General features: G+C 70.2%; 26 protein-coding genes. 15 read left to right on the forward strand and 11 right to left on the reverse strand.

What is annotated here, in order from left to right; all coding sequences use genetic code 11:
* Positions 1-10: 10 nt before the first annotated feature.
* The gene (locus tag OG746_RS33770; protein WP_266725599.1) at positions 11-1,165 is read left to right on the forward strand and encodes an acetylornithine transaminase; all 1,155 of its coding nucleotides are present in this window, start codon (positions 11-13) and stop codon (positions 1,163-1,165) included.
* 16 nt (positions 1,166-1,181) lie between these two features.
* Positions 1,182-1,742 carry an arginine repressor gene (locus OG746_RS33775; RefSeq protein ID WP_266721634.1) on the forward strand — a complete coding sequence of 187 codons (561 nt, stop codon included), beginning with the start codon at positions 1,182-1,184 and terminating at the stop codon, positions 1,740-1,742.
* Between the two features lie 85 nt (positions 1,743-1,827).
* Here OG746_RS33775 and OG746_RS33780 read toward each other — a convergent pair whose 3' ends face one another.
* The 7 genes from OG746_RS33780 to OG746_RS33810 form a co-directional block, all read right to left on the reverse strand.
* A complete protein-coding gene (locus OG746_RS33780) occupies positions 1,828-2,793 on the reverse strand; it encodes a PfkB family carbohydrate kinase (protein ID WP_266721636.1) in 966 nt (321 codons plus the stop codon).
* Positions 2,790-4,265, reverse strand: coding sequence for a purine-cytosine permease family protein (locus OG746_RS33785; protein ID WP_266721638.1), 1,476 nt, complete (start codon positions 4,263-4,265; stop codon positions 2,790-2,792). The genes OG746_RS33780 and OG746_RS33785 overlap by 4 nt, the downstream gene beginning before the upstream one ends.
* A gap of 46 nt (positions 4,266-4,311) precedes the next feature.
* Positions 4,312-5,334 carry an ADP-ribosylglycohydrolase family protein gene (locus OG746_RS33790; RefSeq protein WP_266721640.1) on the reverse strand — a complete coding sequence of 341 codons (1,023 nt, stop codon included), beginning with the start codon at positions 5,332-5,334 and terminating at the stop codon, positions 4,312-4,314.
* Positions 5,331-6,050 (reverse strand): GntR family transcriptional regulator, encoded by a 720-nt coding sequence (locus OG746_RS33795; RefSeq protein ID WP_266721641.1) that lies wholly within the window; start codon positions 6,048-6,050, stop codon positions 5,331-5,333. Before OG746_RS33795 ends, OG746_RS33790 begins: the two co-directional genes overlap by 4 nt.
* 115 nt (positions 6,051-6,165) lie before the next feature.
* Positions 6,166-7,203 carry a bile acid:sodium symporter family protein gene (locus OG746_RS33800; protein WP_524540510.1) on the reverse strand — a complete coding sequence of 346 codons (1,038 nt, stop codon included), beginning with the start codon at positions 7,201-7,203 and terminating at the stop codon, positions 6,166-6,168.
* Between the two features lie 148 nt (positions 7,204-7,351).
* Positions 7,352-8,065 (reverse strand): L,D-transpeptidase family protein, encoded by a 714-nt coding sequence (locus OG746_RS33805; protein ID WP_266721643.1) that lies wholly within the window; start codon positions 8,063-8,065, stop codon positions 7,352-7,354.
* Between the two features lie 3 nt (positions 8,066-8,068).
* On the reverse strand, positions 8,069-8,656 hold the full coding sequence (locus OG746_RS33810) for a pyridoxamine 5'-phosphate oxidase family protein (protein WP_266721645.1): 588 nt from the start codon (positions 8,654-8,656) through the stop codon (positions 8,069-8,071).
* A 176-nt stretch (positions 8,657-8,832) separates the two neighbouring features.
* Between OG746_RS33810 and argH the strand changes: the two genes are divergently transcribed.
* Entirely contained in the window at positions 8,833-10,260 is a 1,428-nt protein-coding gene (argH, locus tag OG746_RS33815; protein WP_266721647.1) for an argininosuccinate lyase, read from the forward strand.
* Between the two features lie 90 nt (positions 10,261-10,350).
* On the opposite strand, the gene OG746_RS33820 is transcribed toward argH, so the two are convergent.
* Entirely contained in the window at positions 10,351-10,620 is a 270-nt protein-coding gene (locus tag OG746_RS33820; RefSeq protein ID WP_266721649.1) for a hypothetical protein, read from the reverse strand.
* A gap of 155 nt (positions 10,621-10,775) precedes the next feature.
* On the opposite strand from OG746_RS33820, the gene OG746_RS33825 reads away from it, so the two are divergent.
* Together OG746_RS33825 and OG746_RS33830 are read left to right on the forward strand one after the other, a co-directional pair.
* Positions 10,776-11,327: a TetR/AcrR family transcriptional regulator gene (locus OG746_RS33825; RefSeq protein WP_266721651.1), complete on the forward strand. Its 552-nt coding sequence runs from the start codon at positions 10,776-10,778 to the stop codon at positions 11,325-11,327.
* The gene (locus OG746_RS33830) at positions 11,324-12,856 is read left to right on the forward strand and encodes an MFS transporter (protein WP_266721653.1); all 1,533 of its coding nucleotides are present in this window, start codon (positions 11,324-11,326) and stop codon (positions 12,854-12,856) included. Before OG746_RS33825 ends, OG746_RS33830 begins: the two co-directional genes overlap by 4 nt.
* A gap of 136 nt (positions 12,857-12,992) precedes the next feature.
* On the opposite strand, the gene OG746_RS33835 is transcribed toward OG746_RS33830, so the two are convergent.
* Positions 12,993-13,682: a lysophospholipid acyltransferase family protein gene (locus OG746_RS33835; protein ID WP_266721655.1), complete on the reverse strand. Its 690-nt coding sequence runs from the start codon at positions 13,680-13,682 to the stop codon at positions 12,993-12,995.
* Positions 13,683-13,955: 273 nt separating this feature from the next.
* On the opposite strand from OG746_RS33835, the gene OG746_RS33840 reads away from it, so the two are divergent.
* The 3 genes from OG746_RS33840 to OG746_RS33850 all read left to right on the forward strand — a co-directional run bounded on the left by OG746_RS33840 (position 13,956) and on the right by OG746_RS33850 (position 16,340).
* Positions 13,956-15,167: a glycerophosphodiester phosphodiesterase gene (locus OG746_RS33840; protein ID WP_266721657.1), complete on the forward strand. Its 1,212-nt coding sequence runs from the start codon at positions 13,956-13,958 to the stop codon at positions 15,165-15,167.
* Positions 15,168-15,262: 95 nt separating this feature from the next.
* Positions 15,263-15,781, forward strand: coding sequence for an RNA polymerase sigma factor (locus tag OG746_RS33845; protein ID WP_266721659.1), 519 nt, complete (start codon positions 15,263-15,265; stop codon positions 15,779-15,781).
* A 40-nt stretch (positions 15,782-15,821) separates the two neighbouring features.
* A complete protein-coding gene (locus tag OG746_RS33850; protein WP_266721661.1) occupies positions 15,822-16,340 on the forward strand; it encodes a GNAT family N-acetyltransferase in 519 nt (172 codons plus the stop codon).
* A 3-nt stretch (positions 16,341-16,343) separates the two neighbouring features.
* Here OG746_RS33850 and OG746_RS33855 read toward each other — a convergent pair whose 3' ends face one another.
* Both OG746_RS33855 and OG746_RS33860 read right to left on the reverse strand, forming a co-directional pair.
* Positions 16,344-16,805 (reverse strand): hypothetical protein, encoded by a 462-nt coding sequence (locus OG746_RS33855; protein ID WP_524540511.1) that lies wholly within the window; start codon positions 16,803-16,805, stop codon positions 16,344-16,346.
* Positions 16,786-17,145 carry a hypothetical protein gene (locus tag OG746_RS33860; RefSeq protein WP_266721663.1) on the reverse strand — a complete coding sequence of 120 codons (360 nt, stop codon included), beginning with the start codon at positions 17,143-17,145 and terminating at the stop codon, positions 16,786-16,788. Before OG746_RS33860 ends, OG746_RS33855 begins: the two co-directional genes overlap by 20 nt.
* A 71-nt stretch (positions 17,146-17,216) precedes the next feature.
* On the opposite strand from OG746_RS33860, the gene OG746_RS33865 reads away from it, so the two are divergent.
* The 7 genes from OG746_RS33865 (at position 17,217) to cbiE (ending at position 23,912) form a co-directional block, all read left to right on the forward strand.
* Positions 17,217-17,867: an HAD-IA family hydrolase gene (locus tag OG746_RS33865; RefSeq protein WP_266721665.1), complete on the forward strand. Its 651-nt coding sequence runs from the start codon at positions 17,217-17,219 to the stop codon at positions 17,865-17,867.
* A 419-nt stretch (positions 17,868-18,286) separates the two neighbouring features.
* Positions 18,287-19,327, forward strand: a complete 1,041-nt coding sequence (locus OG746_RS33870; protein WP_266721667.1) for a methionine ABC transporter ATP-binding protein — start codon at positions 18,287-18,289, stop codon at positions 19,325-19,327.
* Positions 19,324-20,067, forward strand: a complete 744-nt coding sequence (locus OG746_RS33875) for a methionine ABC transporter permease (RefSeq protein ID WP_266721669.1) — start codon at positions 19,324-19,326, stop codon at positions 20,065-20,067. The genes OG746_RS33870 and OG746_RS33875 overlap by 4 nt, the downstream gene beginning before the upstream one ends.
* 77 nt (positions 20,068-20,144) lie before the next feature.
* Positions 20,145-20,981 carry a MetQ/NlpA family ABC transporter substrate-binding protein gene (locus OG746_RS33880; RefSeq protein ID WP_266721671.1) on the forward strand — a complete coding sequence of 279 codons (837 nt, stop codon included), beginning with the start codon at positions 20,145-20,147 and terminating at the stop codon, positions 20,979-20,981.
* Complete coding sequence (locus tag OG746_RS33885) at positions 20,981-21,790, forward strand: MetQ/NlpA family ABC transporter substrate-binding protein (protein ID WP_266721673.1); 810 nt, start codon at positions 20,981-20,983, stop codon at positions 21,788-21,790. The genes OG746_RS33880 and OG746_RS33885 overlap by 1 nt, the downstream gene beginning before the upstream one ends.
* A 147-nt stretch (positions 21,791-21,937) precedes the next feature.
* Positions 21,938-22,576 (forward strand): GNAT family N-acetyltransferase, encoded by a 639-nt coding sequence (locus OG746_RS33890; protein ID WP_266721675.1) that lies wholly within the window; start codon positions 21,938-21,940, stop codon positions 22,574-22,576.
* A 121-nt stretch (positions 22,577-22,697) separates the two neighbouring features.
* Positions 22,698-23,912, forward strand: coding sequence for a precorrin-6y C5,15-methyltransferase (decarboxylating) subunit CbiE (gene cbiE / locus OG746_RS33895; protein ID WP_266721677.1), 1,215 nt, complete (start codon positions 22,698-22,700; stop codon positions 23,910-23,912).
* Positions 23,913-23,971 lie beyond the last annotated feature (59 nt).

Genomic DNA, 23,971 nt, shown 5'->3' on the forward strand with positions numbered 1-23,971 from the left:
GGGCGCCCTGATGAACAACTACGGCACCCCGAGGCTGCCGCTGGTCAAGGGCGCGGGCGCCAAGCTGTGGGACGCCGACGGCAAGGAGTACCTGGACTTCGTCGGCGGCATCGCGGTCAACGCGCTCGGCCACGCCCACCCGGCGATCGTCGAAGCGGTCTCCACGCAGATCGCCTCCCTCGGCCACGTCTCGAACCTCTTCGTCGCCGAGCCGCCCGTCGCGCTCGCCGAGCGCCTCCTCCAGCTCTTCGGCCGGGACGGCGCGGTCTTCTTCTGCAACTCGGGCGCCGAGGCCAACGAGGGCGCGTTCAAGATCGGCCGACTCACGGGCCGGACGCACATGGTCGCCACGACCGGCGGCTTCCACGGCCGCACCATGGGCTCCCTCTCGCTGACCGGCCAGGCCGGCAAGCAGGACGGCTTCACCCCGCTCCCCGGCGACGTCACACACGTCCCGTACGGAGACGTGGAAGCGCTCAAGGCGGCCGTCACGGAGGACACAGCCTTCGTCATCATCGAACCGATCCAGGGGGAGAACGGCGTCGTGGTGCCGCCCGCCGGCTACCTCAAGGCGGCCCGCGAGATCACCCGGGCCACCGGCACCCTGCTCGTGCTCGACGAGGTGCAGACCGGCGTCGGCAGGACCGGGCACTGGTTCGCGTACCAGGCGGATGAGGGCATCGAGCCCGACGTCGTCACGCTCGCCAAGGGCCTCGGCGGCGGCCTTCCGCTCGGCGCGACGGTGGCCTTCGGCGAGACGGCGAAGCTCCTCAAGCCCGGCCAGCACGGCACGACGTTCGGCGGCAACCCCGTCGCCTGCGCGGCCGGCCTCGCGGTCCTCGACACCATCGCGGGCGAGGGCCTCCTGGAGAACACCAAGGCGGTCGGCGAGCGCATCAAGTCCGGCGTCGAGGCCCTCGGCCACCCGCTGGTCGGCCATGTCAGGGGCGAGGGCCTGCTGCTGGGTATCGTGCTCACCGGGCCGCGCGCACCGCAGGTGCAGCAGGCGGCCCAGGACGCGGGCTTCCTGGTGAACGCGCCCGCACCCGACGTCGTCCGGCTCATGCCGCCGCTGAACCTGAGCGACGCCGAGGCGGACGCGTTCCTCGCGGCGCTGCCCGCCGTACTGGACACGGCATCGGCCGACGCGGAAGGGCGATCCTGAGGAGAATGGGACGACGATGAGCAGCAAAGCGGAGAGAGACGTATCCGCGGCCACGAACCTGGCGCACGCGGCGTCGGCCGTACCGCAGACCCGCGCCGCGCGGCACCGCCGGATAGTGGACATCCTCAACCGCCAACCCGTGCGCTCCCAGAGCCAGTTGGCGAAGCTGCTGTCCGACGACGGGCTCACGGTCACACAGGCGACGCTCTCCCGCGACCTGGACGAGCTGGGCGCGGTCAAGATCCGGAACACCGGTGGTGAGCTGATCTACGCCGTGCCCAGCGAGGGCGGCTTCCGCACCCCGCAGGCCCCGCTCGGCGAATCGGCCAAGGAGGAGCGGATGCGCCGCCTGGCCGGCGAGCTGCTCATCTCGGCGGAGGCCTCGGCGAACCTGGTGGTGCTCCGCACCCCACCGGGCGCGGCCCAGTTCCTGGCCTCGGCCATCGACCAGGCCGAACTCCACGTCATCCTCGGCACGATCGCGGGCGACGACACGGTGATGCTGATCAGCCGCGACCCGGCAGGCGGCCAGTCCCTGGCAGACCACATGCTCCGCGTGGCCCAGAACGACCACTAATCCCAGCCCCGCCGGCGTTTGAGGCGCGGGGTCCGGGGCGGAGCCCCGGTCTTCGGGAAGGGGCGGGTTGGGGGAGAGTAAACCCTCAGCCCAGCCCCAACTCCCGCGCCGGGCCCTCCCCAAGAAACGCCACCAGCTCCTCCACGGTGGGCCCGGTGGCCGGCCCCCGCCGCGTCACCGCCAACGCCGCCGCCGCATTGGCCCCCCGCGCAGCATCCACCGCGTCGACGCCCCGCCCCAGCAACGCCAAGAACGCACCCACATGCGCATCCCCGGCCCCATTGCTGTCCACGGCATCAACGGGGAAACCAGGCACATGCACCACGTCCCCCGCCCCCGGCGAAGCCAACCAACACCCGTCCTTGTCGGCCCGCACCAACACCCCCGCCCCATCCCGCAACCGCCCCCGCAAGGCGGCCGCCGCCTCCCGCGGATCGGCACCCCCGGCCAGGATCCCGGCCTCGCGCGCATTGCAGCTCAGCCAGTCCGTACGGGCAAGAACCGGTTCGAGGACCTCGGCCGGAATGTCCGCCACCAGCGGCGCCGGATCGAAACAGACCCGTACGTCATCGGGGAGACCCGCCACCATCTGCGCGAGCAACGGCCCGTTGACCTCCATGACAAGCCCGTACCCGGACACCTGCACCAGGTCACCGCCGCGCACGGCTCCGCCGATCGCCGCCGCCTCGCCCGGCGTCATCCGCGCGTCGACGCCGAAACTGGTCACGAACGTCCGCTCACCGCCCCCGTCGACGAGCGCGACACAGAACCCGGTGTCGCCGTCCGTCCGCACCGGAAGTACCGTCCCGATACCCTCCGCGGCGAGCGCGGAGCGCACCAACTCCCCATAGGGACCGGTGCCATGAAGCCCCGCGTACACCGCTTCGGCGCCCAGCCGCCGCGCCGCCGTGAGCGTATTGAAGCCGCCGCCCGCGTACAGCTCCGTACGCGTACCGATGACATCGCCACCCCGCTCCGGGAGGGCGGGTACGTCGATGACGAGATCGGCGATGACGTTCCCGGCGAGAACGACACGGGAGTCGGCGGTCATCGTGTGGCCTCCTTGAAAGCGGCGGAATCGGTGTCGGCGGAGTCGAGGGTCACCTTCGTGCGGCGCCCGAGCAGCGCGTACAGCACACCGCCCACGACGATCGCGACGAGCCAGCCGAGCCCGTTGGTGCCGAGCCAGGACCCGGCCAGCGGGCCCTTGAACCACACGTCGTCCGCGCTGGTCGAGGCCGTGGTGAACAGCAGCCCGGCCACGATCGCCACCACCCACGCGACGACGGCGGGCAGATGGAAACCGCCGGTGTACCAGTAGCGGCTGGTGCGGCCGGTGTTCATCACGGCCTCGGTGTCGTAACTCCGGCCCCGGGCCATGTCGACGACGATGACCCCGATCCATGCCGAGATCGGCACGGCGAGCAGCGTAAGGAACGTACTGAACGGGCCGTAGAAGTCGCCCGCGATCAGCATGAAGTAGACGCCGCCGAGGAACATCAGGGCGACATCCACGCAGACCGCCCAGGCCCGCGGCACCCGCAGACCGAGCGTGATCATCGTCAACCCGGCCGAGTACGTGGACAGGTGATTGGACATCAGCAGCCCGCCGAACGCCGCGATCAGATACGGCACGGCCATCCACGACGGCAGCATCGCGTTGATCGCCGCGACCGGATCGGACGACGTCGCGAGCGTCGGATCGCCCGCCGTGAGCAGCGAGCCCAGCGAGATCAGCAGCACCAGCGGGATGCCCGCGCCGAACGCGGAGGCCTGCACGAGCCGCCCGCCCGGGATGGACCGCGGCAGGTAACGGGCGTAGTCCGCACCGGCGTTGGCCCAGCCGATGCCGGTGCCCGCGGCGATGAAGCCGATGCCCCCGATGACACCGCTGAGCGGTCCGGCCGGGGCGTCGAGGACCTTCGACCAGTCGACGGTCGCGACGAGGAAGCCCATCACGACCAGGTTCAGGATCCCGAAGGCCACCGTCGCCCACTTGTTGATCCACATGATCGTGGCGTGCCCGAGCCCACTGATCAGCAGCGTGCAGGCGATGAAGACCAGCAGACAGATCAGGGTGAGGACGGTGCCCTGGCCGAACCCGAAGAGCGTGTTGAGCAGAGCGAGCAGCGCGTACGCCGCCGTGGTCGTGGTGATCGTCTCCCAGCCGACCCGGCTGAGCCAGCTGATCAGCGTGGGCCCGTGGTTGCCGCGCTGGCCGAACACCGCGCGCGACAGGGTCAGGGCGGGCGCGCCGCCCTTCTTGCCGGCCAGGCTGAGAGCGCCGACCAGCGCGAAGGAGCCCACCGAGCCGACGACCGCGACGATCACGGCCTGCCAGATGTTCAGGCCGCGGAAGGCGACGAGCGTCGCGCCGAGCGGCAGCCCGAGGATCGAGATGTTGGCGGCGAACCACGTCCAGAACATCTGGCTCGCGTGGCCGTGCCGCTCGCTGTCGGGGACCGGTTCGATCCCCCGGGTCTCCACGGTGCCGACGCGGTCGTTCTTCGTTGAATCGGCCATGGCGGAACCTCCTTGCTCTTGCTCGGTGCGGACGGGGTGAGGTCCGTCAGCGGTTGGTCCGGTAGGTGAGCAGCTGCCTCGTCAGCGGCTCCAGGTCGAGCCCGTTGACCTCGCGCAGGGTGCGTACGGCGTCGGCGGGCAGGGCGGTGAGGCCGTGCAGGGAACCGGCGATCGCGCCGGCGATCGCGGCGATCGTGTCGCTGTCGCCGCCGAGGTTCGCCGCGAGGAGCGTGGACCGCCACGGGTCGCCGCCGGTCAGCGCGAGCACCGCGAACGCCGCGGGGACCGACTCCTGGCTGGCGACGCTGGTGCCGATGAGCGCGACGACACGGTCGAGCGCGGCGGTCTCGTCGAGGCCCGCGACCAGCTCGCGCACCGAGGCGATCCGCGCCGAGATGCTGGCGCCCGCGACCCAGTGACCGCGCCGGGCACCGGCCTCGGAGGCGGCGATCGCGGCGTCGAAGACGTCATCGAGGGTGCCGCCCGCGACACCGGTGGAGACGGCCGCGGCGACGGCCGCCGCGCCCGCGATACCGATGTTCGTGTCGTGCGTGACCTGGCAGGACTCGACGACCCGGTCCAGGAAGGGCTCGGTGTCGTCGGGGCCGTAGGAGTAGGCGATGCCGACTGGCGCGACGCGCATGGCGGAGCCGTTCGTCGTGCCGTACTTTCCGGCCTCCTTGGGGTCGGCGCCCCGGTCCACGGCGTCGAGCGCCGCCTTGGTCGAGGGGCCCAGCAGGTCGAACGACCCCTTGGCCTTCATCTCCCGCTCCCAGGACAGGAGTTCCTCGGCGAACCGCAGCGGGTCGACGTGCCCGCCGCCCTCCACGATCAGCCGCGCCACGATGACGGCCTGGTCGGTGTCGTCCGTGACGGACCCGGCAGGCATCCCGGCACTGACCGGGTTGTCGGGCTGGGCGGGCTCGAAGCCGCTCAGCGTGCCGTAGACGCGGACGACGTCCTCACGGGACATGACCTGGGTCGGCATGCCGAGCGCGTCGCCGAGCGCGAGCCCGTAGAAGGCACCGGCGGCGCGGTCGAAGAGGGCGGGATCGGGGGTGGTACTCACGGTTGGCCTCCTCGGCCGGTACGTACGTGCAGTTGGAACCGGGACGGGTCGAGCAGGCTCGTGACCTGCTCGACCACGCCCCCGTCCGCGTCGCGGAACACCTGGGCGACGCGGAGGAAGGAATCACCGGGGGAGCGGCGCAGGGCCGCGGCGTCGGCGTCGTCGAGTCCGGCGACGGCGATGTGCGCGTCACTGGAGTCGCGGACCCGGCCCGCCGCGGCGAGCGTCTGGTCCAGGGAGCCGCCGTCGAGCCCGCGCTCGACCAGATCGGCCAGCGGCCCGACGGCGGGCACCCGGCTGAACTCCAGCGAGACACCGTGCCCGTCGGACAGCCGGCGTACGCGGTCGAGGGCGATGAACTCCGGGCTCTCCAGGCCGAGTTCGGCGGCGAGCGCCACATCCTGTATCCGCTCGAAGCGCAGGGTCTGCGTCGTCAGCTCGGTGCCCTGGGCGGCCAGCGCCCTGGTCCAGCCGAGATGCTGGTCGAGCGGGGCGCCGTCGAACGTGACGATCGACCCGATGCCGGCGTGCGTCTCGATGAGTCCCTGTTCGCCAAGGACGCCGAGAGCCTGCCGCACGGTCGTCCGGCTGACCCCGAAGCGCTCCCGCAGCGCGTGCTCACCGGGCAGCTTGCTGCCGTCGGCGTGGACGCCCGTACGGATCTCCTCGGCGAGGACGTGGGCGACGCGGTGATGCTTGTGAACCTGTCCAGGCATGTCTAGAAGGTAGACACGAAGAAGCCGACCTGTCTACACCTGTCCAGTCATCTTTTCGGATACCTGGCCGGTGTCGACTTGGTCGGCTTCTTCGATGCGCTCCGGTGCCGGGGGCCTACTTCTTCTCGGCGGCCCTCGCCCGGTACGACATCCACGCCGCGACCAGCGCGCCCGACACGTTGTGCCAGACCGAGAACACGGCGGCGGGCAGCGCGGCCAGGGGGCTGAAGTGGGCCGTGGCGAGGGAGGCCGCGAGGCCCGAGTTCTGCATGCCGACCTCGAAGGCCATGGCGCGCGACGCGGGCTTGCCGAGCCGGCCGAGCTTTCCGGCGCCGTAGCCGAGCGCGAGGCCGAGGCCGTTGTGCAGCACCACCGCGACCATGACGAGGGCGGCGGCCGACTTGATGGCGTCGGCGCTTCCCGCCACCACCACGGCCACGATCACGGCGATGGTCAGCGCGGACAGCCACGGCAGCACCTTGAGCAGCCGGTCGACGTACCGGCCGAGCACGAGCCGCACGACCAGGCCCGCGATCACCGGGAGCAGCACGGTCTTCAGGATGTCCGTCATCATCGAGCCGGCGTCCACCGGCAGGTACGCCCCCGCGAGCAGCAGCGTCAGCGGCGGCGTGATCAGCGGCGCGAGCACGGTGGAGACGGTCGCCACGGACACCGAAAGGGCGACGTCGCCGCGCGCCAGATACGTCACGACGTTGGACGCGGTGCCGCTGGGCGCGCAGCCGACGAGGATGACACCGGCCGCCAACTGCGGGGACAGGCCGAGCGCGTGGGCGATCGCCCAGCCGAGCCCCGGCATGATCACGTAGTGCGCGACGAGCCCGAGCCCTACGGCCCACGGCCGCTGCGCGACGCCCTTGAAGTCCGTGAGGGTCATGGTGAGGCCCATGCAGAACATCACGACGCCCAGCAGGTAGGGCACGTTGGTGCCCCAGCCGGCGAACGTGCCGGGGGAGGCGAGCCCCCAGGCGCCCGCGACGAGGACGAGCACGGGGAAGACGGTGACCGCGAGCCGGGCGGCGCGGTCGGTGGCCCCGCTCTCCACGGCCGTCCCGGCTGCGGGCCCGGCCTCGGCCTCGTCGGCGGTCTCCGCTGCGGGGGAGTCGGGGGACGTCTGTTCGGATTCGCTTCGCACCGGGCGATGCAACGCCTCGGCGGCGAATCCGCGCAACCCCGTCTCGTTATGTGGTCCCTACACGAGAGCCGGTACCGGCATGGGTGCCCATGTCCGTATACGTATCAGTACCGGATGATTGAGGTCTCAGTACCGGGGGATTGCCGTCTCAGTACCGGGTGATGGCCGTCGCCCCGCCCGCCGTCCCGATCGCGATGTGCGGGGACCGCTCGGGGTGCGCCCAGGTCAGGATCCGGCGCATGGCGTCCTTTGGTACGGACACGCAACCGGCCGTGGCCCCGCGCCCGTTGACGTGCAGGAAGATTCCGGCTCCGCGGCCGTGCACGGGACGGTAGTAGTTGAAGCCGACCACGAGCGCGTGCGCGTACTGCGTCGCGTAGTCGGCGAGGCGCTCGGACTCGGCGGCGCGGCAGTCGCGGGGGCGCGGCTCGGTCCAGCGGTTGTACGAGCGGGAGGCGTTGTCCTGGCACCACCAGGAGTCGCGGTGCACGCGCCGGTACGTCGTCCGGGTCCCCTCGGGTGCCGCCTTGACGCCGAACGCGAAGGGCAGGTCGTAGAGGCCGGTCGGCGTCGTGTTGGTGCCCTGCTTGCGCTTGCTCCCCGCCACGAGCCCCTTCGCCCCGAAGCGCGCGGGCGCCGAACCGGCCTTCACCCAGCGGCCGTTCGCGCCCCGGTCCCACCAGGTGACGGTGCCGGTGGTCGAGGACGTGCGGGGCGCCTGCGCGGTGATCAGCTGGCGACCGCCGCCCGTGTCCGCCATGCGGGCGGGCAGCGGGTCGGCGGCGGCGGAGGTGGAGGGGGCCGCACCGAGGGCGGCGCAGGCGGCGACGGCGGTGGCGATACCTGCTCGAATAGGGCGCATGGGTCAGAACGTAGCGGGCGGCAGCGGCAACGGCAGCCCGGGCAGTCCGTCCAGGCTCTTCGCGATGTACTCCTTCTTCTGGAAGTACGCGTCGAGCCCCGCGTCGTCCTCGCGCTCGAAGCGCCTGCCGTGCAGGTCGCGGTCCTCGTCGTACGTCATGAAGGGCACGGCGTAGCCGCAGGTGTCGCGGATGTGTTCGGCGTGCACGACGATGATCGCGCGCAGCCCGTTGCGGGTCGGGTCGATGTCGGGGAAGTGGCCGAGCAGCTCGGCGAAGCGGGGGTCGTCGCGGAACACGGGCTCGCCGCGGCCGTGCACCCGGACGATGTTGGGCGGTCCCTGGAACGCGCACCACATCAGCGTGATCCGGCCGTTCTCGCGCAGGTGGGCGATGGTCTCCGCGTTGGAACCGGCGAAGTCCAGGTAGCCGACGGTCCGTTCGTCGAGCACGGCGAACGAGCCCTTGAGGCCCTTGGGGGAGAGGTTGACCGTACCGTCGTCGGAGAGCGGGGCGGTCGCGGTGAAGAAGACCGGCTGGTCCTCGATGAACGTGCGCAGCCGGCCGTCTATGCGCTCATGACTTTTTCCCATACCGGGATGATGCCCGGTGCACGCTTCCTTCGTAGAAGGTTCCGTACGGCGAGATGTCCGCCGGCTCCGCACCGGCAGTCCGGGGCACGATTGACGAATCATGCAGGACCCTGCATAATCATGCACAACGACAAACGCACCGGCATTCAGATCCACCGGCCCGAGGAGCAGAGCACGTGAGCAGCAACACCGGCGATGTCCGCCTCTGGGGCGGCCGGTTCGCCGACGGCCCGGCCGAGGCCCTGGCGAAACTCTCCGCCTCCGTCCACTTCGACTGGCGCCTCGCCCCGTACGACATCGCGGGCTCCCGTGCCCACGCGCGCGTGCTCAACAAGGCGGGACTGCTCACCGAGGACGAGCTGACCCGCATGATCGCCGGCCTCGACGAGCTGGAGACGGACGTCGCGGACGGCTCCTTCGTCGGCACGATCGCCGACGAGGACGTGCACACCGCCCTCGAGCGCGGCCTCCTCGAGCGCCTCGGCCCGGACCTCGGCGGCAAGCTGCGCGCGGGCCGCTCGCGCAACGACCAGGTGGCGACGCTCTTCCGGATGTACCTGCGCGACGAGGCCCGCGCCATCGGTGGCCTGATCGCCGACCTCCAGGAGGCCCTCGTCGGGCTCGCGGAGGCGCACTCCGACGTCGCGATGCCGGGTCGTACGCACCTCCAGCACGCCCAGCCGGTGCTCTTCGCCCACCACGTCCTGGCGCACGTCCAGTCCCTGTCCCGGGACGCGGAGCGGCTGCGCCAGTGGGACGAGCGGACGGCCGTCTCGCCGTACGGCTCCGGAGCCCTGGCGGGCAGCAGCCTCGGCCTCGACCCGGAGGCGGTGGCGCGGGACCTCGGTTTCGAGCACGGCAGCTCCGCCAACTCCATCGACGGCACGGCCTCTCGTGACTTCGTCGCCGAGTTCACCTTCATCACCGCGATGATCGGCGTGAACCTCTCGCGGATCGCCGAGGAGATCATCCTGTGGAACACGAAGGAGTTCTCCTTCGTCACGCTCCACGACGCCTTCTCCACCGGCTCGTCGATCATGCCGCAGAAGAAGAACCCGGACATCGCGGAGCTGGCGCGCGGCAAGTCGGGCCGCCTCATCGGCAACCTCACGGGCCTGATGGCGACGCTCAAGGCGCTCCCGCTCGCGTACAACCGTGACCTCCAGGAGGACAAGGAGCCGGTCTTCGACTCCTGCGACCAGTTGGCTCTGCTGCTCCCGGCGTTCACCGGCATGCTGGCCACGCTCACGGTCAACCGGGAGCGCATGGAGGAGCTGGCCCCGGCCGGCTTCTCGCTCGCCACGGACATCGCCGAGTGGCTCGTGAAGCAGGGCGTGCCGTTCCGTGTCGCGCACGATGTCGCGGGCGAGTGCGTCAAGGTCGCCGAGTCGGAGGGCAAGGAGCTCGACGGCCTCACCGACGAGCAGTTCGCCAAGATCTCCGAGCACCTCAAGCCCGAGGTCCGCTCGGTGCTCAACGTTCCGGGCGCCCTGGCCTCCCGCTCGGGCCGCGGTGGCACGGCGCCGAGCGCGGTCGCCGTCCAGCTCGCCGAGGTCAAGCAGGACCTGACGGTGCAGCGCACCTGGGCCGACGCCAAGAAGTAGGCCCTCGCGGGTACCGAGAAGGGCCCGGTTCGTCCATCCGTGGACGAACCGGGCCCTTCGGCGTGTACGCGTATGTGTACGGGCGGGGCGTCAGCGGCGCGCCCGCGCCCCGCCTCCGTAGCTCGACAGGTCGAGCAGCAGACCGAAGACGATGACCACCCAGCCGATCCCGCCGACACCGACCACGGGGGCGTACGCGAGGACGTACCCCAAGGTCGTCCACGGCAGCAGGACCAGGCCGATGAGCGGCAGCAGAACGCCAGTGAAGGCGCGGTCCACGAGGTTGGTGAACAGCCACGTGATGACCAGGGCCACCCGTGGCCCGATGGCGGCCATCGCCGCGAAGATGCAGCACCCCATGCCGGTACCTCCAGAGAGTCGGACGTCCCGACAGTCGTAACACTGCGTCAGGGCACCGGCTACTGGAGTACCGGCCAGGCGTGACGGCCTCCCCTCGCATGGCCGCCTCTCGAATCGATGAGACATTCATGTCTCATGTGACGTACTCTTGTCTCATGACAGTCGATCGCGCTCAGGTACTGCACAGCGCTGCCGCCCTGCTGACCCGCAGGTCCACGGCCACCATGGACGAGGTGGCGCGGGCCGCCGGCATCAGCCGCGCGACGCTGCACCGCCAGTTCGCGGGCCGGGACGCGCTGGTCCGCGCGCTGGAGGCGCTCGGCATCGCCGAGTGCGAGTCGGCGCTCGACCGTGCCCGGCTCGACGAGGGGCCGGCCGCGGACGCGCTGCGGCGCCTCATCCGCGAGGTCGAGCCGTCGGCGCCGCTCCTCGCCTTCCTCGTCACGGAGAACCAGCTCTTCGAGGGGGAGCAGCAGCACGAGGGCTGGGCCCACCTGGACTCCCGCATAGAGGCACTGTTCCGGCGCGGACAGGAGACGGGCGAGTTCCGGATCGATCTGACACCCGCCTGGCTGACCGAGGCGCTCTACGGCCTCATCGGCAGCGGTGCCTGGGCCGTACAGGACGGCCGCGTCGCGGCGAAGGACTTCCAATTCATGATCGTCGAGCTGCTGCTCGGCGGCGCACTTCGGAGAGTGGAACCATGACCAGCACACCACAGCGCACCCCTGCGGCGGAGGTGGTGGAGTCCCGTCCCGCGCGGTGGCTCGCCCTCTCCGTCCTCGTGCTGGCCGTGCTGCTCGTCGCCGTGGACGCGACCGTCCTCGGCCTCGCGACCCCGTACATCAGCGAGGACCTGAAGCCCTCCGGCACGCAGCTGCTCTGGATCGGTGACGTCTACTCGTTCGTCATCGCCGGCCTGCTGGTGTCGATGGGCAGCCTCGGCGACCGCATCGGCCGCAAGAAGCTGCTCCTTGTGGGAGCGGTCGCCTTCGGCGCGGTCTCGGTGCTCAACGCGTACGCGACGACGCCCGAGATGATGATCCTGGCGCGCGCCCTGCTGGGTGTCGCGGGCGCGACCCTGATGCCGTCCACGCTGGCGCTGATCCGCAACATCTTCCACGACCCGCGCGAGCGTTCGCTGGCCATCGGCATCTGGGGTGCCATGGCCTCGGCGGGCGCGGCGGTCGGTCCTGTCGTCGGCGGGTTCCTGCTCGAGCACTTCTGGTGGGGCTCGGTCTTCCTGATCAACCTGCCGGTGATGGCGATTCTGGTGATCGTCGGCGCGAAGCTCATTCCCGAGTCGAAGAACCCGGTGCCGGGTCCGTGGGACCTGCTGAGCGTGGTGCTGTCCCTCGTCGGCATGATCGGCGTCGTCTACGCGGTGAAGGAGGCGGCCGCGCACGGCTTCGGCCTCGGTGTGGGCGCGTCGGCGGTGGTCGGCGTGGCGGCGCTCGTGTGGTTCGTACGCCGCCAACTCACGCTCCAGGCGCCGCTGTTGAACATGCACCTGTTCCGCAACCGCGGCTTCTCGGGCGCGGTCCTGGCCGACCTGCTGACGATCCTCGGGCTCGCGGGCCTGGTCTTCTTCCTCTCCCAGTTCCTGCAACTGGTGCAGGGGCGTGCGCCGTTCGAGGCGGGGCTCGCCGAACTCCCCGCCGCGGTGGGAGCGGTGGCGGCCGGTCTGGTCGCCGGTACGGTGGCGAGGCGCTTCTCCGTACGTTCCGTGGTCGCGGGCGGGCTCGCGGCGGTGGGCCTGGCCCTCGCCGCGCTCACCACGCTGAGCCAGTCGACCGGGTATCCGCTGCTGGGCGTGGTGCTGCTCGTCGTCGGTGTCGGCGCGGGCTTCTCGTTCACGGTGACGGCCGACGTGATCCTCTCCAGCGTGCCCAAGGAGCAGGCGGGTGCGGCGTCGGCGGTGTCCGAGACGGCGTACGAACTCGGTACGGCGCTCGGTATCGCGCTGCTCGGCTCGATCGTGACCGGCGTCTACTCGGGGTTCACGGTTCCGGCGGGTACGCCGGAGGACGTCGCGGTGGCGGCGCACGACTCGCTCGGCGGGGCGGTCGAGGCGTCGGCCGGCCTCCCGGCGGCCCAGGGCGAGGCCCTCCTCAACGGCGCACAGTCCGCCTTCGTGGACGGCCTCCAGGTAGCGGCGGGCATCGGCGCGGCGGTCCTGCTGGCGACGTCGGTGGCGGCATGGTTCCTCCTCCGCGGCCAACGCCTGGAACAGTAACCGGATTTCAAGCCCCTGCGGCGATTGAGCAGCGGGGTCCGGGGCGGAGCCCCGCGAGCGGAGGCCGGTGCCGCAGCAAAAGACCCGGTCGACCGGAAAGCTCCGGTCGACCGGGTCCACACACCCGTAAAAAGGACTACGCCGCCTTGGCCTTCGAGGCGTACATGTCTACGTACTCCTGGCCGGACAGCCGCATCACCTCGGTCATGACCGAGTCCGTCACGGCCCGCAGGACGTACCGGTCACGCCCCATCCCGTCGTAGCGGGAGAACTCCATCGGCTCGCCGAACCGCACGGTCACCTTCCCCGGCCGCGGAATCCCCGCACCCCCGGGCTGCAACTTGTCCGTGCCGATCATGGCAAAGGGGACGACGGGCGCACCCGTCATCAACGTCAGCCGGGCGATACCGGTCCGGCCGCGGTACAGGCGGCCGTCGGGGGAGCGCGTGCCCTCGGGGTAGATCCCGAAGATGTTGCCCTCCTCCAGGATCCGGCGGCCGGTCATCAGCGCGGCCACACCGCCGTTCGCCCCGTCGCGGTCGACCGGGATCATGCCGACCCCGGTGAAGAACCACGCCATGAGGCGGCCCTTGAGGGACTTGCCGGTGACGTACTCGTCCTTGCCGATGAAGAAGACCTGCCGGTCACAGACGAGCGGCAGCAGCATCGAGTCGATGAACGTCAGGTGGTTGCCCGCCAGAATGACGGGACCGCTCCCCGGGATCTTCTCTGCGCCTTCCACACGCAGGCGGAACATCAGGCGCATGATCGGACCGAGCACTGCCTTGATGAGCGCGAAGCGGGACAACGAGCCCTCCGATGTCAAGGAATGAGCAGGGATGGGTACCTGGTTTGGACTGAGGAGTCTGTGCAGGTGAGGACGATACTCGCGGACGAGTACCCGTTGCACATCGGGTTCACCGACTGGATACGTGGAGTTGACCGAAGTTTGCGCCCCGTTGATGCCCCGGTAACGCCCGGACGCCATGCCGCATCACCCTGACGTTCCGTCCAGGGTCTCCCACTCGTCACTTCCCCACGCCTACGATCGGTCTCGCTTTGACAGGTGCAAGGCAGTACTTGGTGGGAGGAGTTCTTCATGGGGAACAAGGGGAACGAGAAGTCACAGGCCGCACAGGGGGAGCAGCAGCCGCGCGGCATCGCGGCGCTCGGCCGGCGCTCGTTGCTCGGCGCCGCGGTCCTCGGCGCGGGAGTCACGGCACTCGGAGCGTCCGGAACGGCGAGAGCCGCCGACAGAGAAAGTGGCGCGAATAACATGAACAAGGGTCTCGCGGGCCTCCCCGTGCCCACGGTCATCGCGCACCGCGGCACCAGTGGCTACCGGCCGGAGCACACCCTCGGCTCGTACCAGCTGGCGCTCGACATGGGCGCGCACATCATCGAGGCCGGCGACCTCTGCCCGACCAAGGACGGGCATCTCGTATGCCGTCACGAACCGGAAATCGGGGGCACGACCAATGTGTCGGCCCACCCCGAGTTCGCCGACCGCAAGACGACGAAGAGCCTCGACGGGGTGGCCACCACCGGCTGGTTCACCGAGGACTTCACGCTCGCCGAACTGAAGACGCTGCGGGCCAAGGAGCGCATCCCGGGCACCCGCCAGCACAACACGCTCTACGACGGCCGCTGGGAGATCCCCACCTTCGAGGAGGTCCTGCGCTGGCGCGCCGAGCAGAGCAAGAAGCTCGGCCGCGAGGTGTGGATCTACCCGGAGCTCAAGCACCCCACCTACTTCCGCAAGCAGAACCTCGCCCTGGAGGAGCGCGTCGCCAAGGTGCTGCGGGCGCACAAGCTGAACAGGCGCAACTCGCCCGTCATCATCCAGTCGTTCGAGCCGACGAGCATCCAGCGCATGAACAAGCTGGTCGACAACCCGCTGGCCGTCCTCCTGTCCACGGCGAACTCGCGCCCGTACGACTTCGTGGACACCGGCGACCCGCGCACCGTCGCCGACCTGATCACGCCCAAGGGGCTCGCGGAGATCGCGAAGTACGCGAACGGCATCGGCCCGACGCTCGACCTGATCATCCCGAAGGACTCGTCGGGCAAGCTGACCCAGCCCACGACCCTGGTCAGGGACGCGCACAAGGCGGGCCTCGTCCTGCACCCGTACACGATGCGCAACGAGAACACCTTCCTGCCGGCCGACTTCAAGAAGGGCACCGACCCGAACGCGTACGGCGACGCGTTCGGCGCCTTCAAGGCGTACTACGAGACCGGTATCGACGGCGTCTTCTCGGACAACTGCGACACGGCGCTCCTCGCCCGCGAGGACTTCGTCAACGGGTGACCCCCCGGCGTCAACGGGTGGCCCCCGGGCGCCGGTTGGAGTGAGACCCGGCCGCCCCGGCAACCGGCCGCCGGGGCGGCCCCGTCCCGCCGTACATGACGTACGACACCGTGATCGAGCCTCTGCGCCCCCTCCTCGCGGCCGAGGTCCGTGCCGAACTCCCGGGCGCGGCCGGCGACCCGGGCGACCTCGAACAGGCCGTCTGGGTCCGCCTCCTGGAACACCTCGGCACCCAGGGCGCACCGGCCGACCCCGCCGCCTGGCTCCGCGAGGCGGTCCGCGCCGAGGCCCGCCTCCAACGGAGTACGGAACTGCGCGAACTTCCGTACGGCCTGCGGCCCGCCGCCGATCCGGCCGCCGTCGACCCCGAATGCCGCGCGCTCGCCCGCGAACGCGACCGGGCGCTGCGCAGTGCGGTGCGCCGGCTGCCCGGCCGCTGTCGGCGCCTCATCGATGCGCTGCTGTCCCCGCAAGACCTCACTTACCGTGAGATCGCGGGCGAGTTGGGTATCTCACAGGGCAGCCTTGGGCCGGAACGTTCCAGATGTCTGGGATGCCTGCGCAGAATCCTGCCCACCGAGGTTGCGCTCACGGCTCGCCGGGGAAAAGGGTGAAGGACAACCGGCGGAACAGGTGAGCGGGAGGCATGCACACATGGGCATGAGCGTGACCATCTCTGCGGCGACCGAAACGGATGCCGAACAGATCCTCAAGCTGCAGTACCTCTGCTACCAGAGCGAGGCACAGCTCTACGGGGACTACTCGATCGAGCCGCTCACACAGTCCCTGACCTCGATCAGGGCCGAACTCGGCAGCGGCACCGTGCTCGTGGCGCGCCTCGGCGACGAGGTGGTGGCGTCCGTGCGCGGCACGGTCGACGCCGACGGCACGGCGCACATCAACAAGCTGATCGTCCACCCGCGCATGCAGCGGCACGGCCTGGGCGGCCGGCTGCTCGCCTCCGTGGAGGCGAAGTTGGGGGCGACGGGCACGGCCAAGCGCTTCCAGCTGTTCACCGGCCACCGCAGCGACCACAACCTGCGCCTGTACCGCCAGCACGGCTACGCGGCCGTGTCCACGCAGCGGGTCGACGACCGCCTCACCGTGGTCACGCTGGCCAAGGACACCGAGACCGCGGGCGCCGCGGCGAACGCGTTCGTGGCGAGCGCCTGAGGGTCAGCCCTCCGGCTGCTGCCGCTGCAGCACACCCTTGCGCAGCCAGTACATCGCGCTCAGCGGCAGCAGCACCGGGATGAACAGATAGCCCATCCCGAAGTCCGACCACACGGTCGCGTCCGGGAACGCGGACGGCTCCACCAGCGTCCACGTACCGACGATCAGCACGCCCGCCAACTCCAGGGCGCAGCACACGAATGCGGCCCGCCGAGCCTTGTCCCCGCCACGCACCAGCGAGTACGTGATGAAGGCGTACACGAGCCCCGCCACCGCCGACAGCGAGTACGCCAGCGGCGCCTTGTCGAACTCGGTGGAGATCTGCACCGCCGAGCGCGACACGGCCCCGACGACCATCACGCCGTACAGCCACACGAGCAGCATGCCGGGTCCGCTGATGAGGCGGCTCCGCTTGTTGTCCTTCTCTTCAGCGGTCACAGCCACCTCAGCCTCCCCAGATGTCAAAGAGCCGCACCTCGAGGACGGCGAGCACCACGCCGCCCGCGGCGACCGTCACCGAACCCCAGCGGGTCCGCTCGGCGAGCGACATGAAGCCCGCGGCCGGAACGCAGGCGAATGCCCCGATGAGATACGCGACGAAGATCGTCGTGCCCTGGTCCGGCTTCTCGCCACGCGCGAGCTGCACGATCCCGACCACCAGCTGCACCAGCGCGAGCACCGACACCACGGCCATGCCGATGAAGTGCCAGTCCTTGGTCGGCTGGTCGCGATACGCGGCGAAACCGCACCAGGCCGCGAGCGCCAGCGCGGCGAGACCCGTCACCAGGGTCAGGACATCAAGCATGGCCGTGAGCCTATTACGGGCCAAAAGACCCGATGCGCTCGACCCCGGGGTGACCCGTACCCTCGGGACATATGAAGATCACCGCTGACGCCCTGCTGTTCGACAACGACGGAACCCTGCTCTCGTCGATGGAGTCGGTGTACCGCTGCTGGACCCGCTGGGCCGAGGAGTACGGGATCACCGCCGAGGCCTTCGCCGCCGTCGAGCTGCACGGCCGCCCCGCCGCCGAGATCGCGGCCGACCTGCTGCCCGCCGAGAAGGTCCCGGGCGCCGTCGCCCGCATCGAGGAGCTCGAGGTCGAGGACGTGCCCAACGGCGGCACCCACGTCCTGCCCGGCACGCTCGACCTGCTCACCTCGCTCCCCGACGAGCGCTGGGCCGTCGTCACCTCCGCCACCCGCCGCCTCGCCGAGGCCCGCCTCGCGGCCGTCGGGATCAGGACGCCGCTGCTGATCGCCGCGGACGACATCACGCACGGCAAGCCCAACCCCGAGCCGTTCCTGCTCGCCGCAGGAAAGCTGGGTGTGGACCCGGAGCGCTGCGTCGTCTTCGAGGACGCCCCGGCCGGTCTCACCGCCGGCCGCGTCGGCGGCATGAAGACCGTGGCGTTGACCACAACGCACGAGGCGGACGAGCTCTCCGCCGACGTCGTGGTGAAGGACCTCTCCGCGGTGTCCGCGCAGGTCACGGACGCGGGCGTGGAGATCTCCGCCGAGCTCTGACCCCACCTGGAACACCGGCCCCTGCTGTCCGCATAGCGGACGGCAGGGGTCTCTCGCGTCCTCACGTCTGCTTTACTTGCCGACATGACCACGACGAGCAGCCGCACCCTTGCGACCGAGGCGACCATGACGCCCGGTGCTGCTTGTATGTGTCGAATGTGCGCCTTCTGAGGGCCCCCATCACGCCTGTTCTCGCGCCCCGAAGCGAGACCCGCGCGCCCCTTTCCGTAGGGAGTGACTCCGCAGGGAGAAACCGTCCCCCTACGTGACCGGGTCCGCCCCGCGCACAGCTTCTCCGCACCGGTTCAGCCGCCTCTGTGAGACCTGTCGCGCGCCCGGAAACTCAAGCCAAGTTCCCGAACGAATGCCCCGTGCCCGGCGCCACCCGTGCCGCGCACTCGACAGCTACGGAAACCCACGTGATCACCACCAAGGGCCTCACCAAGGTCTACCGCTCGCGCGGCCGAGAGGTCACCGCCCTCGACGGCGTCGATCTGCACGTGCGCGAAGGCGAGGTGTACGGCGTCATCGGACAGTCCGGCGCCGGCAAGTCCTCGCTGATCCGCTGCGTGAACCTGCTGGAGCGTCCGACCTCCGGCACCGTGACCGTCGCAGGACAGGACCTCACCGCCCTCGTCGGCCGCGGCTCGCGCGCAGGCAAGGAACTGCGCGAGGCGCGCAGCCGTATCGGCATGGTCTTCCAGCACTTCAACCTGCTGTCCTCGCGCACCGTGCAGGACAACATCGAGCTGCCGCTGGAGATCCTCGGCAAGTCGGGCAAGGAACGCTCCACCAAGGCGCTGGAACTGCTCGACCTGGTCGGCCTCGCCGACAAGGCCAAGTCCTACCCGGCCCAGCTCTCCGGCGGCCAGAAGCAGCGCGTCGGCATCGCCCGCGCGCTCGCCGGCGACCCGAAGGTGCTGCTCTCCGACGAGGCGACCAGCGCCCTCGACCCGGAGACCACCCGCTCGATCCTCCAGCTCCTGCGCGACCTCAACCGGCAGCTCGGCCTGACCGTGCTGCTCATCACGCACGAGATGGACGTCGTCAAGACCGTCTGCGACTCCGCCGCCCTCATGGAGCGCGGGCAGATCGTCGAGTCCGGCACCGTCAGCGAGCTCCTCGCGACGCCCGGCTCCGAACTCGCCTCCGCGCTCTTCCCGGTCAGCGGCGAGGCCTCCGGCGACGACCGCACCGTCATCGACGTCACCTTCCACGGCGAGTCGACGACCCAGCCGGTCATCTCGCAGCTCTCCCGCACCTACAACGTCGACATCTCGATCCTCGGCGCCGCGATGGACACCGTCGCGGGCAAGCAGGTCGGCCGCATGCGCATCGAACTGCCCGGCCGCTACGACGACAACGTCGTGCCGATCGGCTTCCTGCGCGAACAGGGCCTCCAGGTCGACGTCCAGGGCACCGCGCCCGCCGCTCTGCTGAAGGAAGGTGTCACCAAGTGACCTGGTCGGAGATGCAGCCGCTGCTGTCCCAGGCGTGTTGGGACACCTTCTACATGGTCGGCTGGTCCACGCTGATCGCGATCATCGTCGGCCTGCCGCTCGGTGTGCTCCTCGTCCTCACGGACCGCGGCGGACTGCTGCAGAACGCGTTGGTGAACAAGGTCATCGGGCAGGTCGTGAACATCGTCCGCTCGATGCCCTTCATCATCCTGATGGTCGCCCTGATGGGCTTCACGCGCGCGGTCGTCGGCACCACCATCGGCCGCGAGGCCGCCATCGTGCCGCTGGCCATCGGCGCCATCCCGTTCTTCGCGCGGCTCGTCGAGACGTCCGTGCGCGAGGTCGACGGTGGCCTGATCGAGGCCGTGCAGTCGATGGGCGGCAACACCTGGACCGTCGTACGCAAGGTCCTCGTGCCCGAGTCGCTGCCCTCGCTGATCTCGGCGACCACCACGACGATCGTCGCGCTCATCGGCTACTCGGCCATGGCCGGCACGGTCGGCGCGGGCGGCCTCGGCGACATCGCGATCCGCTACGGCTACCAGCGCTTCGAGGCCAACCTGATGTGGATCACGGTGGCGATCCTCGCCGTCGTCATCTCGCTCATCCAGTTCGCGGGCGACAGCGGCGCCCGGGTCCTGCACCGCCGCGCGGGCAAGGGCGGCGACCCGGTCCGCTTCCGCGCGCTCCTCGGCTTCCTGCCCGGCGGCCCGGCCGCCGCGGACGCCGAGACCCGCTGAACCCGAGCTTCTTTACGACAGAGCTGACTCCCGCCTCACCCGGCGGGGTGCACCACCCATGGAGAAAGGCACTTTTCGTGCGTAACACCACCAAGATCACCGCAGCTGTCCTCGCCACCGGCGCCCTCACCCTGGGTCTGACGGCCTGTGGATCCGGCAACGACGATGCAGGCTCCAAGGCCAAGGCCTCCGACCCGCTGGTCGTCGCCGCGACTCCCGTCCCGCACGCCGAGATTCTGAACTACATCAAGAAGAACCTGGCGAAGAAGGCAGGCCTCAAGCTCGAGGTCAAGGAGTTCACCGACTACGTCACGCCGAACAACGCCACCGAGGACGGTTCGGTCGACGCCAACTACTTCCAGACCACGCCCTACCTGGAAGACTTCAACAAGAAGAACGGCACGCACCTCAAGTCGGTCGCCACCGTTCACCTGGAGCCGCTCGGCCTCTACTCCCAGAAGGCCAAGAAGATCGACGGCATCAAGAAGGGCGGCACCGTCGCCCTCCCGAACGACGCCGACAACGAGAGCCGCGCCCTGCGCTTCCTCGCCGCCAATGACCTGATCACCCTCAAGAAGGGCTCGGAGTCCACCGCGACCCCGCAGGACATCGCGAAGAACCCGAAGGACCTCCAGTTCAAGGAGGTCGAGGCGGCGCAGACCCCGCGCTCCCTCAAGGACGTCGACGCCGCGGTGATCAACGGCAATTACGCCATCGGTGCCGACCTCAACCCGGGCAAGGACGCCCTCGCCCTGGAGTCCACGAAGAACAACGAGTACAACAACGTGCTCGCCATCAAGGACGGCAACCAGGACGACCCGCGCGTCAAGAAGCTCGCGAAGCTCCTGACGTCGCCCGAGGTGAAGAAGTTCATCGAGACCAAGTACAAGGGCTCGGTGCTCCCCTCCTTCTGATGCGTACGTATACGATTCCCGCCGCCGTGATCGCCGGGGCACTCGTCCTCGGCCTCACGGCCTGCGGCAGCGACAAGGCGGACGCGAGCGAGAAGCTGGTCGTCGGGGCCACCCCGACCCCGGCCGGTGAAGTCCTCACGTACGTACAGAAGAAGCTGGCCAAGAAGGCCGGACTCGACCTGGAGATCAAGGAGTTCACGGACTACGTCCTGCCGAACACCGCGCTCCAGCAGGGCGAGCTCGACGCCAACCTGTTCCAGCACACGCCGTACTTGAAGGACTTCAACAAGTCCAAGGGCACGACGCTCACGCCGGTCACCCAGGTCTATCTGCCGCCGCTCGGCTTCTTCTCCAAGAAGACGAAGGACGTCACGAAGCTGCGCGACGGGGCGACCGTCGCGCTGCCGAACGACATCACCAATGAAGGCAGGGCGCTCGAACTCCTCGCCTCCCAGGGCGTGATCGGGCTCAAGAAGGGCGCCGGCCTGAACGCGACGCCCAAGGATGTCGCGAAGAACCCCAAGGGCCTGAAGTTCAAGGAGCTCGAAGCGGCCCAGCTGCCCCGCTCGTTGGACGACGTCGACGTGGCCGCGGTCAACAACAACTTCGCGATGGACGCGGGACTGAACCTCAAGAAGGACGCCATCCTTCTGGAGTCGGTCCAGGACAACCCGTACAACAACATTCTCGCCGTCAAGAAGGGCGACGAGGACGACCCGCGGGTCAAGAAGCTGGCGAAGCTGCTGACTTCACCCGAGGTCAAGAAGTTCATCGAGACCAAGTACAAGGGTTCGGTGCTCCCCGTCTGAGGGACCCGATCGACGCCCTTCCATGGGGGCCGCTCCTGGCAACAGGGGCGGCCCCCATGTGCAGTTACGTGCCTTCATGCTGCATGCTGGGCAGTTCACGAGGCCCGACGCGAAGGTAGAAGGCCAACGAAGGTTACGGAGCGGCGCATGACGAACACCTTCCCCGAGATCTCCATCAGCACGGAGCGCTTGGTGCTGCGTCCGCTCGACGAGGACGACGTACCCGCGCTCACGGAGATGATGAACGACGAGCTGGTCACCGCCTGGACCTCGGTGCCGCAGCCGTTCACGGAGGAGGGTGCCCGCCGCTGGATCGCCGAGGGCGTGCCGAGGCGGCGGGCGCGCGGCGCCGGACTCGACCTCGCCGTCACCGAGTTCCTCACCCAGCGGCTCGTCGGCACCATCCGGCTCACCCACACCAACTGGCACGTGCGGTCCACCGAGCTCTCGTACATCGTCGCCCCCTGGGCGCGCGGCGAGGGCTACGCGTCCGAGGCCGCGCTCGCCACGGCCCAGTGGCTCTTCCGCAACCAGCACCTGGAGCGCATCGAACTGCGCACCGCCGCCGACAACACCGCGGCCCAGCAGGTCGCCCAGAAGATCGGCTGCATCAGCGAGGGCGTACTGCGCAACGCGTGCATAGCGCGTACGCGCACCGAGGACGGCGGCCTGGCCGAGGCCCGTACGGACTTCATCGTGTGGAGCCTGCTGCCCGAGGACCTCGAGGGCGTCACCGAGCAACTGGCGGAGGCCGGGGGTTTCACCGCCTTCTCGGACTGGAACTGACCTCACGGGCGATGGACAGTCCGGGCAGGTACGCTCACGGTGCCCCGATCCCGGCGGCACCCCCGACCTCCGTGCCGCATGGGCACGTACGTACCCGAGCACACCCAGGAGACTGACGACGATGGCCGACCGGGTCACGGTGATCGGCTGGGACGGTTCGCCGCTGACGGACGCGGCCCGCTCAGCACTCGGCGCGGCCACGCTCGTGGCGGGCGCCGCGCACCACCTGGCGCTGCCCGAGGTGCCCGAGCGCGCCGAGCGCGTCCGGCTCGGCAGCGTGGCCCTCGCCGCCCGCCGCATCGCGGGCCACCGCGGCACGGCCGTCGTGCTCGCGGACGGCGACCCCGGCTTCTTCGGCGTCGTACGCACCCTGCGCGCGCCCCAGTACGGCCTCGAGGTCGAGGTCGTGCCCGCCGTGTCCTCGGTCGCCCAGGCGTTCGCCCGCGCGGGCATGCCATGGGACGACGCACAGGTGGTCGTCGCACACCGCCGCACCCTGCGACGCGCGGTGAATGTGTGCCGCGCCCACACGAAGGTCGCCGTCCTCACCTCACCGGGCGCCGGCCCCGCCGAACTGGGCCTGCTCCTTGAGGGCGTCCATCGCACCTTCGTCATCTGCGAGGAACTCGGCACCGACCGCGAACAGGTCACCGTCGTCACCTCCGACAAGGCCGCCGACCACGCGTGGCGCGACCCCAATGTCGTCATCGTCATCGGGGGACCGGTCACCGGCGCCCCCACGAGCGGCAACTGGCTGGCAGGCGGCGACCCCGACGCGGGACCGCGCGGCTGGGCGCTGCCCGCCGAGGAGTACGCGGGACCGTTCGGCGAGGGCGAGACCGAACAGCTGCGCGCCGCCCAACTCGCCCGCCTGGGCCCGCGCGCGGGCGACCTCGTGTGGGACATCGGCTGCGGCAGCGGGGCGTTCACGACGGAGGCCGGGCGGTTCGGCGCCGCCGTCATCGCCGTCGACCGGGACGCCGACGCCTGCGCCCGCACCCTCGCCGTCGCCCGCCGCTTCGGCATCCAGGTCCAGATCGTCCACGGCACCGCACCGCACGTCCTCGAAGACCTCCCGGAGCCCGACGTCGTCCGCGTCGGCGGCGGGGGAGCGGCCGTCGTCTCGGCCGTCGCGGACCGGCGCCCCGCCCGCATCGTCACGCACGCCGCGACACGCGATGCCGCCGAACTCATCGGCAGGGACCTGACGGAGCACGGATACGACGTCGAGTGCGCCCTCCTGCAATCCGTCGAACTGGACACTCGCGCCTGGACGGAGAAGGAGCGGACCGTGGGGTTCCTCCTCTCGGGGCGGCTTCCCGTCCGCCACCCGTGACCCGGGCGCCGCGCCGCGCGCGGTAGGCTGGCCGATCGTTGTACCGCACCGGGACGTTC

Source organism: Streptomyces sp. NBC_01016 (assembly GCF_026341035.1).
Classification (GTDB): domain Bacteria; phylum Actinomycetota; class Actinomycetes; order Streptomycetales; family Streptomycetaceae; genus Streptomyces.